This window comes from Streptomyces sp. NBC_01537 (genome assembly GCF_045040445.1).
Taxonomy (GTDB): domain Bacteria; phylum Actinomycetota; class Actinomycetes; order Streptomycetales; family Streptomycetaceae; genus Actinacidiphila.
In genome coordinates, this window is sequence record NZ_CP109392.1 from 8,605,651 (window position 1) to 8,618,232 (window position 12,582).

Annotated in this window: 13 protein-coding genes; 11 read left to right on the forward strand and 2 right to left on the reverse strand. The window is 72.2% G+C overall.

Annotated features, from left to right (window positions below):
• Position 1: 1 nt before the first annotated feature.
• The 9 genes from OG607_RS39555 (at position 2) to OG607_RS39595 (ending at position 7,371) form a co-directional block, all read left to right on the forward strand.
• Entirely contained in the window at positions 2-619 is a 618-nt protein-coding gene (locus OG607_RS39555) for a riboflavin synthase (RefSeq protein ID WP_405734246.1), read from the forward strand.
• Positions 616-1,266, forward strand: coding sequence for a nicotinamide riboside transporter PnuC (locus tag OG607_RS39560; protein ID WP_405734248.1), 651 nt, complete (start codon positions 616-618; stop codon positions 1,264-1,266). The genes OG607_RS39555 and OG607_RS39560 overlap by 4 nt, the downstream gene beginning before the upstream one ends.
• Positions 1,263-2,570 (forward strand): bifunctional 3,4-dihydroxy-2-butanone-4-phosphate synthase/GTP cyclohydrolase II, encoded by a 1,308-nt coding sequence (locus OG607_RS39565; protein WP_405734250.1) that lies wholly within the window; start codon positions 1,263-1,265, stop codon positions 2,568-2,570. Before OG607_RS39560 ends, OG607_RS39565 begins: the two co-directional genes overlap by 4 nt.
• 32 nt (positions 2,571-2,602) lie before the next feature.
• Entirely contained in the window at positions 2,603-3,091 is a 489-nt protein-coding gene (gene ribH, locus OG607_RS39570; protein ID WP_329320379.1) for a 6,7-dimethyl-8-ribityllumazine synthase, read from the forward strand.
• Positions 3,092-3,179: 88 nt separating this feature from the next.
• Entirely contained in the window at positions 3,180-3,452 is a 273-nt protein-coding gene (locus OG607_RS39575; RefSeq protein ID WP_329320380.1) for a phosphoribosyl-ATP diphosphatase, read from the forward strand.
• A 71-nt stretch (positions 3,453-3,523) separates the two neighbouring features.
• Complete coding sequence (gene hisG / locus OG607_RS39580; protein ID WP_405734253.1) at positions 3,524-4,372, forward strand: ATP phosphoribosyltransferase; 849 nt, start codon at positions 3,524-3,526, stop codon at positions 4,370-4,372.
• Positions 4,360-4,809, forward strand: coding sequence for a PH domain-containing protein (locus OG607_RS39585; protein WP_405734255.1), 450 nt, complete (start codon positions 4,360-4,362; stop codon positions 4,807-4,809). The genes hisG and OG607_RS39585 overlap by 13 nt, the downstream gene beginning before the upstream one ends.
• 181 nt (positions 4,810-4,990) lie before the next feature.
• Positions 4,991-6,322: a hemolysin family protein gene (locus tag OG607_RS39590; protein WP_405734257.1), complete on the forward strand. Its 1,332-nt coding sequence runs from the start codon at positions 4,991-4,993 to the stop codon at positions 6,320-6,322.
• A complete protein-coding gene (locus tag OG607_RS39595) occupies positions 6,319-7,371 on the forward strand; it encodes a hemolysin family protein (protein WP_405734259.1) in 1,053 nt (350 codons plus the stop codon). The genes OG607_RS39590 and OG607_RS39595 overlap by 4 nt, the downstream gene beginning before the upstream one ends.
• Here OG607_RS39595 and OG607_RS39600 read toward each other — a convergent pair.
• Positions 7,368-9,263, reverse strand: coding sequence for an AAA family ATPase (locus OG607_RS39600; RefSeq protein WP_405734261.1), 1,896 nt, complete (start codon positions 9,261-9,263; stop codon positions 7,368-7,370). The genes OG607_RS39595 and OG607_RS39600 overlap by 4 nt on opposite strands.
• A gap of 544 nt (positions 9,264-9,807) precedes the next feature.
• On the opposite strand from OG607_RS39600, the gene OG607_RS39605 reads away from it, so the two are divergent.
• Complete coding sequence (locus OG607_RS39605) at positions 9,808-10,935, forward strand: M24 family metallopeptidase (RefSeq protein ID WP_405734263.1); 1,128 nt, start codon at positions 9,808-9,810, stop codon at positions 10,933-10,935.
• A gap of 192 nt (positions 10,936-11,127) precedes the next feature.
• Complete coding sequence (locus OG607_RS39610) at positions 11,128-11,529, forward strand: STAS domain-containing protein (protein WP_405734265.1); 402 nt, start codon at positions 11,128-11,130, stop codon at positions 11,527-11,529.
• Positions 11,530-11,547: 18 nt separating this feature from the next.
• On the opposite strand, the gene OG607_RS39615 is transcribed toward OG607_RS39610, so the two are convergent.
• On the reverse strand, positions 11,548-12,534 hold the full coding sequence (locus OG607_RS39615) for a DUF3048 domain-containing protein (RefSeq protein ID WP_405734267.1): 987 nt from the start codon (positions 12,532-12,534) through the stop codon (positions 11,548-11,550).
• Positions 12,535-12,582: the final 48 nt, after the last annotated feature.

The window sequence follows — 12,582 nt, forward strand, 5'->3', positions numbered from 1 at the left end:
AGTGTTCACCGGAATCGTCGAAGAGCTGGGCGACGTCGTCGCCATCGAGGAGCTGGGCGACGCGTCGCGTTTCCGCCTGCGCGGCCCGGTCGTCACGGAAGGGGCCGGACACGGCGACTCGATCGCCGTCAACGGCGTCTGCCTGACCGTCGTCGACTTCGGCGACGGCGAGTTCACCGCCGATGTCATGGCCGAGACGCTGAACCGCTCCAGCCTCGGCGCCCTCGCCGTCGGCTCGAAGGTCAACCTGGAGCGCCCGATGGCGCTGGGCGGCCGCCTCGGCGGACACCTCGTCCAGGGCCATGTCGACGGCACGGGCACGGTCATCGAGCGCAAGCCGTCCGAGAACTGGGAGCTGGTGAGGATCAGCCTCCCGGCGGACCTCACCCGCTATGTCGTCGAGAAGGGCTCGATCACGGTCGACGGCATCAGCCTCACCGTCGTCGACGCAGGCCCCGACTTCTTCACCGTCAGCCTCATCCCGACCACCCTCGCCCTCACCACGCTGGGCTTCAAGCAGCCCGGCGACCCGGTGAACCTCGAGGTGGACGTGATCGCCAAGTACGTCGAGCGGATGCTCGGCGCCCGCGCCGGGACCGGGACGGAGACCGCCAAGTGAGCGCCCTGAACTCGCTCAACTCCGAGGCCTTCACGGCCTTCGGGCAGCACGTCATATGGTCCGACATGGCGGGCAACCTGCTCGGCCTGGCCGGTCTCGCCCTCGGCTGGCGCCGCTCGGTGTGGGCCTGGCCGGTGCAGCTGGTCTCCGGCGTGGTGCTGGTGGCGGCCTACTGGTCGGCGGATCTGACCGGCGGCGTGGGCAAGCAGCTGCTGGTGATCGGCGTCGCGGTGTGGGGCTGGTTCCAGTGGCGGCGCGGCATCCGCGGCTCCGGCTCCGGTGAGATCGAGATCCGCTTCGCCACCTGGCGCGAGCGCGGCGCGCTGGTGGCCGGCACCGCCGCCGGCACCCTCGCGGTGGTCGGCCTGTTCACGCTCTATCCGTCGCTGTCCTGGAACCCCTGGCCCGACGCGTACATCTTCGTCGGCACGGTCGCCGCGATGGTCGCCATGGCCCGCGGCTGGGTCGAGTTCTGGTTCGCCTGGCTCGCGGTCGACGTCGTCGGCGTCCCGCTCGCCTTCACCAGCGGACTGCCCTTCTCCGGCCTCGTCTACGTCATCTACTTCGTCCTGGTGATCGCCGGCATGTACGCCTGGTGGCAGCAGACCCGGGCTCCCCGGCCCGCACTGGAAGGAGCCCCCGCATGACCGCCGCACGCCTGACCACCGCACTGCACAGCCTGTACGAGGCCGGGGACGAGCAGATCGTCCTCGACCCGGTGGAACGCGCCGTCGCCGACATCGCCGCCGGCCGCCCGGTCGTGGTCGTCGACGACGAGAACCGGGAGAACGAGGGCGACCTCATCATCGCCGCCGAGCTGGCGACCCCCGAGATCGTCGCCTTCATGATGACCGAATGCCGCGGCCTGATCTGCGTGCCCATGGAGGAGCCCGACCTCGACCGGCTCGACCTGCCGCAGATGGTCGCGACGAACACCGAGTCGATGAGCACCGCCTTCACCGTCTCGGTCGACGCGGGCCCCGAGCACGGCACCAGCACCGGCATCTCCGCCGCCGACCGGGCCATCACCATCCGCCTGCTCGCCTCCGGCGAATCGCAGGCCGGCGACTTCGTCCGCCCCGGCCACGTCTTCCCGCTGCGCGCCCGCCCCGGCGGCGTACTGGTCCGCAACGGCCACACCGAGGCCGGCGTCGACCTCGCCCGGCTCGCCGGGCTGCGCCCGGCCGCCGCGATCGTCGAGATCGCCAACGAGGACGGCACCATGGCCCGGCTCCCCGAGCTGGTGCTCTTCGCGCGCAAGCACGGCCTCGCGATCATCTCCATCGAGGACCTGATCGCCTACCGGCGCTCCGCCGAGCCCACCGTGCGCCGCGAGGCCGAGACCCGGCTGCCCACCGAGTACGGCGACTTCCGGGCCTTCGGCTACCGCAGCACGGTCGACGGCGTGGAGCACATCGCCCTGGTGGCCGGAGATATCGGCAACGGCGAGGACGTCCTCGTACGCGTCCACTCCGAGTGCCTGACCGGCGACATCTTCCACTCGCTGCGCTGCGACTGCGGACCGCAGCTCCAGGCCTCGCTCGAAAAGGTGGCCGCCGAGGGCCGCGGCGTCGTCATCTACCTGCGCGGCCACGAGGGCCGCGGCATCGGCCTGATGTCCAAGCTGCGCGCGTACGAGCTCCAGGAGCGCGGCCGCGACACCCTCGACGCCAATCTGGAGCTCGGCCTGCCCGCCGACGCCCGCGACTACGCGGCAGGCGCGCAGATCCTCACCGACCTCGGGGTGCGCTCGCTGCGCCTGATGACCAACAACCCCGACAAGGTCGACGCCCTCACCCGGCACGGCCTGAAGGTCAACGGCCGCGAGGCGATGCCCGTCCAGGCCGGCGAGCACAACCTGCGCTACCTGCGCACGAAGCGGGACAGAATGGGCCACGACCTGCCGTGGCTCGAAGCGGGGCGCACCACCGGCGCCTGCGGCAACCAGTAATCCAGCAATCACCGATCCAAGGAGAGACGTACGTGAGCGGTAAGGGCGCCCCCGAGCTGACCGTGAAGAACTGCGGCGACCTGCGCGTGGCGGTGATCGCGGCACAGTGGCACGACCAGGTGATGGACGGACTGGTCGACGGCGCGCTGCGCGCGCTGCGCGAGCTCGGCATCGACGAGCCGACCCTCCTGCGCGTGCCCGGCAGCTTCGAGCTGCCGGTCGTCGCCAAGGTGCTGGCCGGCCGCGGCTACGACGCGATCGTCGCCCTCGGTGTGGTCATCCGCGGCGGCACCCCGCACTTCGAGTACGTCTGCCAGGGCGTCACCGAGGGCCTCACCCGGGTCTCCGTGGACACCGGCGTGCCGATCGGCTTCGGCGTGCTCACCTGCGACACCGAGGAACAGGCCCTGGACCGCGCGGGCCTGCCGGGCTCCAACGAGGACAAGGGCCACGAGGCCGTGACAGCCGCCGTGGCCACCGCGACGATCCTGCGTTCGGTGTCCGAACCCTGGCGCGGCTGAACGTCGGTTCCCTCAATGCGGGCGCCCGTGTCCAGCTTCTGAACCACCGCGTTCAGAAGCCGGGCCCACCCCGTAGGGTGTACGCATCATGGCGAAGAAGACATTCGAGGAGCTCTTCGAGGAGCTCCGGCACAAGGCCGCCACCGGCGACCCCAGCACCTCCCGCACCGCGGAACTGGTCGGCAAGGGCGTGCACACGATCGGCAAGAAGGTGGTCGAGGAGGCCGCCGAGGTGTGGATGGCCGCCGAGTACGAGGGCGCCGACCGCACCGCCGAGGAGATCTCGCAGCTGCTGTACCACCTTCAGGTGATGATGGTCGCCCGCGGAATCTCGCTGGACGACGTATACGCCCATCTGTGAGCCTTTGCCCCAGCAGTCACTGACACCCCGCACCCGCACCCGCACCAGCCGAACAGAAGGAACACGCTCCCATGCTGCGCATCGCCGTTCCCAACAAGGGCCAACTCTCGGGACCCGCGGCGGACATGCTCCATGAGGCCGGCTACCGGCAGCGCAAGGACAGCAAGGAGCTGGTCCTGGTCGACCCCGAGAACGAGGTGGAGTTCTTCTACCTCCGTCCCCGGGACATCGCGATCTACGTCGGCTCCGGACGGCTCGACATCGGCATCACCGGCCGCGACCTGCTGCTCGACTCGGCGTCCAACGCCGAGGAGATCGTGCAGCTCGGCTTCGCCCGCTCCACCTTCCGCTACGCCACCGTGCCCGGCTCGGTCACGAAGGTCAGCGAGTTCGGCGGGCTGACCATCGCCACCTCCTACCCGGAGGTCGTCCGGCGGCACCTCGCCGAGAACTCCGTCGAGGCCTCCGTCGTCCGCCTGGACGGCGCCGTGGAGACCGCGATCCAGCTCGGCGTCGCCCAGGTCATCGCGGATGTCGTCGAGACCGGGACCTCGCTGCGCAACGCGGGTCTTGAGGTCATCGGCGAGCCGATCATGGAGTCCGAGGCCCTGGTCATCCGCCGGGCCGGCGCGGACCCGGAGGACCCCAAGGTGCAGCAGTTCCTGCGCCGCCTGCACGGCGTCCTGGTCGCCCGCCGCTACGTGATGATGGACTACGACATCCGCGTCGAGCACGTCGACCGGGCCGTCGCCCTCACCCCCGGCCTGGAGTCGCCGACCGTGTCCCCGCTGCATCGCGAGGGCTGGGTCGCGGTCCGGGCCATGGTGCCCAGCCGCGAGGCCCAGCGGATCATGGACGAGCTCTACGACCTCGGCGCCCGCGGGATCCTCACCACCGGCATCCACGCGTGCCGGCTGTGACCTTCCGCCCGACCCGCACCCGTGCGGTGCTGCTGACGGCGGGCGGCGTGGCGTTCGGCATGTTCACGCTGATCGCCGTCCTGCTGCCCGCCGACGGGGCCCGCCCGTGGGGCACCGGCGACCGGCTGGCCTTCGCCGGCACCGGGGCGCTGATCCTCGCCGTACTGGCCTGGCTCAGCCGCCCCAAGGTCGTGGTGGACGCCGAGGGCATCACCGTCGTCAACCTGGTCACCCGGCGCCGCCTGGCCTGGGCCGAGATCGTCCGGGTGAATCTGCGCCCCGGCGACGCCTGGGTGCACCTCGACCTCGCCGACGGCACCAGCCTGGCCGCCATGGGCATCCAGCCCGGCGTCGGGCGCGAGCAGGCGCTGCGCGACGCGCGGGCGCTGCGCGCGCTGGCCGAGGAGCACGGCACGGGGCAGCCGGGGCGCCGATAGGCCCGACAGGGGTCCCAGGCCTGCCGCTGGTGCCCGGTTCTTGATTACTCTGGAACCCCGCACAGGACGCCGCACCGCCTCGTGCCCGAGTACGACCCAAGGAGTGACAACCAAGTTCGATGGACGGACCGTCCGGTAGTACCTGCGCCACCGCGTTCTTCCGACATCCCGGAGCGGTGGCATGAGCGCTCAACTGTCCTCGTGGCTGCTACTCGCGGCAGCCTTTGCCCTGATCCTCGCCAACGGGTTCTTCGTCGCCGCCGAATTCGGCCTGGTGACCGTGGAGCGGCCCGCCGCCGAACGCGCCGCCGCGGAGGGCGACCGCCGGGCCCGCAGTGTGGTGGAGGCCCTGCGCAAGCTGTCCTTCCAGCTCTCCGGCACCCAGCTCGGCATCACCATCACCTCGCTGGTGGTGGGCATGCTCGCCGAACCCGCCCTCGCCGAGCTCCTCGCCGGTCCGGTCACCGCGACCGGCATCCCCGAGGGCGCGGCCCCCACGATCGCCGTCGTCATCGGCATGGCGCTCGCCTCCGCCGTACAGATGGTCATCGGCGAGCTCGTCCCCAAGAACTGGGCCGTCTCCCGGCCGCTGCAGGTGGCCCGCATGGTGGCCGGCCCGCAGCGGGCCTTCTCCGCCCTCTTCCGGCCCGTCATCGAATTCCTCAACACCGCCGCCAACCGCCTGGTCCGCGCGCTCGGCGTCGAGCCGGCCGACGAGCTGGCATCGGCCCGTACGCCCACCGAGCTGGTCTCCCTCGCCCGGCACTCGGCGCGGGCCGGGGTCATCGAACAGGACACCGCCGACCTGTTCGTACGCACCCTCTCGCTCGGCGACCTCACCGCGGAGAACGTGATGACCCCGCGCGTGCGCGTCAGCGCGCTGGAGGACACCGCCACCGCCGCCGACGTCCTCAACCTCACCCGGGCCACCGGGCTCTCCCGCTTCCCCGTCTACCGTGAGCGGCTCGACGACACCATAGGAATGGTCGGCCTCAAGGACGCCCTCGCGGTCCCCGCGCACCTGCGGGACCGCACCCCGGTGGGCCGGATCGCGGTCGCGCCGCTGCTCGTCCCCGAGACGCTGCCGGTGCAGCAGCTCCTGGAGCAGCTGCGCAGCCAGCAGCCCATCGCGGTCGTCGTCGACGAGTACGGCGGCACCGCCGGCCTGGTCACCCTGGAGGACATCGTCGAGGAGCTCGTCGGCGAGGTCCGCGACGAGCACGACACCGTCGACCTGCCCGAACTCGCCCCCGTCCAGCCCGACGGCCCCGGCCGCCCCGCCTGGGACGCCGACGGCAGCTGCCGGGTCGACATCCTCGCCCGCATCGGCCTGGCGGCGCCCGAGGGCCCGTACGAGACCGTGGCCGGGCTCGTCGCCGACCTGCTGGGGCGGATCCCCGTGCCGGGCGACGTGGCGCGGCTGCCGGGCTGGGAGCTGCGGGTGCGGGAGGTCTCCCATCACCGGGCGGAAAGGGTTCGCCTGGTGCGTGTCGGGGAGGGCGGCGAACGATGAGTGTTCTGCAGCTTTTCTTCGCGGCACTGCTCGTGCTCGCCAACGGCTTCTTCGTCGGCGCCGAGTTCGCGCTCGTCTCCGTACGCCGCAGCCAGATCGAGCCGCTCGCCGGCAAGCAGCGGCGCGCGCGCACGGTGCTGCACGGCCTGGAGAACCTGCCCCAGATGATGGCGGCCGCCCAGTTCGGCATCACCATCTGCTCCCTGACTCTGGGCGCGGTCGCCGAGCCGACGGTGGCGCACCTGCTGGAGCCGGTCTTCGAGGCGGTCCACCTGCCGGACCAGCTGATCCACCCGCTGGGCTATGTGATCGCCCTCGCGGTCGTGGTCTTCCTGCATCTGGTCATCGGCGAGATGGTGCCCAAGAATCTCGCGATGGCCGCGCCGGAGAAGACCGCGATGTGGCTCAGCCCCGGGCTGGTCGGCTTCGCGCGGGTCTTCCGGCCGGTGATCGCCGTGCTCGGCGCCTGCGCGCGGCTGGTGCTCCGGCTGTTCCGGGTCGAGCCCAAGGACGAGGTCGACGCGGTCTTCACCAGCGAGGAGCTCACCCTGCTCGTCGAGGACGCCCGGGCGGCCGGCCTCCTCGACGACGGCGAGCAGGAGCGCCTGGAGGACGCGCTCGAACTGGGCACCCGCCCCGTCACCGACGTCCTTCTCCAGCCCGCCTCCCTCGTCACGGTCGACGCCTCCGTCACCCCGCGCCGGGTCGAGGACCTCACCGTCAGCACGGGCTACTCCCGCTTCCCCGTCGTCGCTCCCGACGGCGCCTACCTCGGCTACCTGCACGTCAAGGACGTCCTCGACCTGGAGGAATCCGACCGCCCCGTCCCCGCGCGGCTGTGGCGGCCCATGGCCACGCTGCGGGCCGAGCTGCCGCTCGACGACGCGCTCACGCAGATGCGGCGTGCGGCGTCCCACCTTGCGACGGTCGCGGATTCCGGGGGCCGTGTGCTCGGGCTCGTCGCCCTGGAGGACGTCCTCGAAATGCTCGTCGGCGAGGTCCGCGACCCGGCGCACCGGGCGGCTCCGCCGCGGGCGCTGGCAGGCTAGTCGGCCGGGTCCGGCGGGGGGAGGCCGGGGCCCCGGCCGGACAGGACCTCGCCGTAGGCCTGCATCAGGTCGGGGAGGCGCAGCGTGGAGAGGTCGTCACGGCTGGGCGCCCCTGGGTAGCCAGAGAGCCGCAGATCGCGGTAGGCGCAGCTCTTCTCGTAGAGGGTGCGCAGGAAACGGCCGTTGCCGAGCTCGTCGATCCAGCCCTGGTCGACGACATGGCCGGAGATGGCGAGCAGCTCGTCGAGGGCTTCGTCGTCCCAGTGGTCGCCGTTGTCGGCGGCGAGGACCTCGCCGATGCGGGTGAGTTCGAGGGGCCGGTAGCTGGGGAAGTCCACGCGCGTGGTGAAGCGGGAGCCGAGGCCGGGGTTGGCGGCGAGGAGGCGGTCCATGCCTTCGGGATAGCCGGCGAGGATGACGACGAGGCGGTCGCGGTTGTCCTCGGCGCGCTTCAGCAGCACCTGGAGGGCCTCGTCGCCGTAGGCGTCGCCTTTGGTGTAGCCGGAGTTGGACAGGGCGTAGGCCTCGTCGACGAACAGGACGCCGCCCAGGGCGGAGTCGATCAGCTCATTGGCCTTGACGGCGGTCTGGCCGAGGAACTCGCCGACCAGGTCGGAGCGCTGGGCCTCGACGAGGTGGTCGCCGCCGAGCAGGCCGAGGGCGTAGAAGACCCGGCCGAGGATGCGGGCGACAGTGGTCTTGCCGGTGCCGGAGGGGCCGGAGAAGACGAAGTGCCGTTTGGGCGGCTGGACGGGCAGGCCCTGGCCGGTGCGCAGGCGGGCCATGCGCAGCTGGGCGGACAGGGCGCGGACCTGGCGCTTGACGGGGTCGAGGCCGACCATGCGGTCGAGTTCGGCGAGGGCTTCGGCGAGCAGGACGGGGTCGGGCGCGACGACCGGGACATCGGACGGCGGGATGGGGGTGACCGGGAGGATGACCCGGTCGCGTACGTCGTCGTCGAGCGGGCCGGGGCCGGACAGCAGGTCGTCGAGGAACGGGCCGGCGGGCGGCTGGCCGGTGCCGGGCGGCGGCAGCGGATCGGGGTCGGCCAGGGTGTCCGGCACGAGCTGGCCGAGGCCGAGGCCCGCCGTGGTGACGGAGGCGAGGTCGGCGCCGCCCTCGTCGAGGATGTCGGCCTCGTTGATCGCGGTGAGCCGGGCGGCGGTGTCCATGAAGGCCGGGTCGACCCGGTGCACGGCCCGGTACAGCGGCAGTGCGGCGGCCGTGCGCCCGGTGCCCTCGTACGCGCGGGCCAGCCAGTAGCGCAGCTCCTTGCGCTGCGGCTGCTCGCTGCGGCACCGCATCAGCGCGGCGGCCAGCAGCGGCTCGGCCTGCCCGCACAGCTCCAGCCGGACCCGGGCCATGCCGCCGAACAGGCCGGCCTCGATGCCGAGCACGGGGTCGCCGAGCAGCGGCTCGGTGTGCCGCACCAACTGCTCCCAGTCCTTGACCAGATAGGCACGGCAGGCGTGCAGGAACCGGACGTGCGGATCGGTGTCGATGGGCGGGCACTCGGCCAGCGCGCGGTCCAGCTCGGCGACATGGCGGCCGTCCAGCCAGTGCGAGGCGTGCGCGAGCACCAGGTCGCGGCCGGTCTCCAGGACCGGCTGCACCCACCAGCCCAGCCAGTACCAGGAGTTCATGGAGCGGCCGTGGCGGTTGCGCTGCTCGCCGAAGCGGTCGCGGTGCCGGTACATCTGCAGCAGCGCGGTGGAGGTGTCGGCGCGCAGCGCGTGCAGGCCCAGCCAGGCGTCGGCCATGCCCGGGTCGAGCCGGACGGCGGCGCGGAACTCCTCCTCGGCATGGGGATAGGCGCCCACGGTGTAGGCGTCCACGGCCCGCGACCAGGCACGGTCGGCTGGGGAATCGGAGTATTCCGTACCGAAGTCCATCAGATCCCCACCAACCGTTCCCCCAATGCGCGTCCCCGAGCCCGGAGTTGGTGCAGGGTGTGTCGTACACATATACCCGTCACCGCGCCCCGTTCGCATGGTACTCGGGAGATCCGGCCTGCCGAAGAGTGGCGCACGCGGTGACAGCGTGTAAGGAAAACGGCCCGCAGCAGGCCCATTTGTCCAGTGCGGGCAGAACGAAGCCCCCGGTCACGGGGGAACAACCGGGGGCTTCGCGTCTGGGTGCGCGTCGTTCCGGAGCGCGCAATCAGAACGTAAGTCCTGTATGGCTCCCGGGTCAAGCCACCTCGGAGCACTGTCCGAGAGCCTTCGTGGGGCCGCAGCGCACCGACTGCAACCGGTCACAATGCGTGATGGTAACGGCATTTCGGGGCCGTCCCATCGGCCTCACCGGCACCTTGTTTCCGTCGTTCCCCGGCTGTCCCGGCAGTGACGCGGCAGCGCTGCAGCGGATCCGTGGCGCTTCGCGCGTCCCGCGCCCGCATCCGGCCGTTCCACCGGAGCCCGTCGTACCGTGAGGCACATGACCGACTCCGCCACCGCGCAGCTCTACCCCGCCGAGCGTCTCTCACTGGCCCGCAAGGCCGCCGCCGACGCGGGCCTGGACGCCCTGCTCATCTCGCCCGGCGCCGACCTGCGCTACCTCACCGGCTACCACGCCCACGTCAGCGAGCGCCTCGTCTGCCTGGCCGTCCCGGCCCTGGGCGAGCCCTTCCTCGTCGTGCCCGAGCTGGAGCAGCCGGGGGCCGAGGCCTCACCGCTGGGCGGGCTCGGCATCGACATCATCGGCTGGGGCGAGACGGACGATCCGTACGCGCTCGTCGCCGGCCGGCTTCCCAGGGGCCTGGAGCGGGTCGCCGTCGACAACCACATGTGGGCCGAGAAGGTGCTCGCCTTCCGCGCCGCACTGCCCGGGGCCGAACAGAGCCTGGCCGGGCGTGTGCTGCTGGAACTGCGCATGCGCAAGACGTCCGCCGAGATCGAAGCGCTGCGCCGCGCAGGGGCCGCCATCGACCGCGTGCACCGCCGCATCGGCGAGTGGGTCCGCGCCGGGCGCACCGAGCGCGAGGCCGCCCGCGACATCGCCGACGCCATCCTCCAGGCCGGCCACACCACCGTCGACTTCGTCATCGTCGCCTCCGGCCCCAACGGCGCCAGCCCGCACCACGAGGTCTCCGACCGGGTCATCCGCGCCGGGGACCCGGTCGTCGTCGACATCGGCGGCACGACCCAGGACGGCTACTGCTCGGACTCCACTCGTACGTACGCCGTCGGCGAGCCGCCCGCCGCGTTCCGCGAGCTGTACGAGGTGCTGCAGCGCGCCCAGCACGCGCAGATCCAGGCCATCCGCCCCGGCATCACCGCCGAGCAACTCGACGCCGTGGGCCGCGACATGATCGCCGCCGCCGGATACGGCGAGCACTTCATCCACCGCACCGGCCACGGCATCGGCCTGGAGACCCACGAGGAGCCCTACATCGTGTCCGGCAGCGCCCGGCCCCTGGAACCGGGCATGGCCTTCTCCGTCGAGCCCGGCATCTACCTCCCGGGCCGCTTCGGGGCGCGCATCGAGGACATCGCGGTCTGCACGGCGGACGGCGGTGAGCGCCTCAACCTGACAGCACGGGATCTGGTCGTACTTCCTGGTTAGAGGCCGAGCGAATAGGTGGGGTGGGTGGAGGAGCGCCGCCCATCGCCCTGCGACGCCGCCCCACCCATTCGCTCGGCCTCTTGGTCCGATGTGTTGACGGGCGGTACGGCAGGGGGGTATCCCGTAATTCTTCGGTGTGTGGTGTCGACCGCGCCACGCCCCGTCAGGCAGCGGGAGTCGGGGGCCTTCTCCATGTTCGAGGAACAGCACGAGTTCGTTTTCGGGGTGCGCGAACGGTCGGTGGGGGCCACCGCCGTCGTGGAGGTCACGGGGGAACTGGACGTCGTGGCCGCGGCGTCGGTGTCCGTCCGCCTCGACGAACTGACCGCCGGGAGCCGGCCGGACGTCGTCCTTGACCTGCGCGGGGTCACCTTCATGGACTGCGGCGGCCTCTCCTGTCTCGTCCGGGTCCGCAAGCGCGTCCTCGACCGCGGCGGCCGCCTCGGCATCGTCAGCGACAGCCCCCCGGTGCTCCGCCTGCTCCGGCTGACCCGCATGACGCGGGCCTTCGCCCTCCACAACGACCTGGCCTCGGCGCTGGCCGCGCCCGGCGGCCCCGCGGAGCACCCGGACGCGAACGGCGCCATCGCCTGACCCTCCGGTGCCGTCACCTCACGGCCGGGGCGCCAGGACGACCCAGACCTGCCCCGGCGCGAAACGCATGGGCATGCCGTCCGTCGTGGTGAAGGCCGTGCCCTGCGCGGCTGAGGGCCGCGACCAGCGGGTGTCGTACGCCTTGCCGTCGCGCAGGACGAGTGCGCGGCCGGAACCGACCGTCTCGGAGTAGGGGGAGGCGTTGCCCAGCCGGTCGTGGTAGCCGGAGGCCCGTACGGTGACGTACTGGATGACGACGGTCGGCGCGCCCAACTGGCCGCCCTCGGTGGCTGTCGCGGGCCGGCCGTCGAAGGACACGAGCCAGCGCGCCCGGTCGGTGGACCAGCGCAGGCCGACGGTGGCGGAGGGGAAGCGCACCGTTTCGCGGGCGGTGGGCGTGCCGCCGGAGGGGGCGGCGCCGAAGCGGAAGCCGATGTCGCGGGAGAGGCTCGCGCCGGGCGCGGCGGCGAGCAGTTCGCGCGGGGAGGCGTAGAGGTTGTGCGGGGCCGGGCGGGAGGAGTCCCGGGCGTAGGCCTGCGGGGCGTGGGCGGGGGAGACGTCGTGGACGGGGGCAGCGGCGATCAGGGGCAGCAGCTTGCTCTGGGCGCCGGAGTAGGCGAGGGCGGGGCTGCCGAACTGGCGGAGCAGCTCCAGGTCGGACTCCCGGGCGCTGCGCACCGGCCCGACCCGGGCGGGCAGTTGGGACGAGAAGACGGCGAGGATGCGGCTGAGGCCGCCCTCGACCTCCTCGACGTAGACGATGTCCGCCTTCGTCAGGCCGGTCTGCGGGCGGGCCGCCGACACGTTGTCGATCTTCACGGCCAGCACCGGGCGCGCTTCCTGCGCAGGCGCACCCGTGAAGGGCGCCGTGCTCGACGAGCCCGGCGAAGGGCTCGGGCCGGCGTCGCCCCTGTCCCGGCCGCGATGGCTGATCGCGAGGGCGGCCACGATCACCACGGCGGCGAGGAAAACCACCCATCTGCCCCAGCGCCGGTTCCCGGCCATGCCAACCGCCCTAGTCGTCGGTCGTGCATAAATATTCGGAGATCGGAA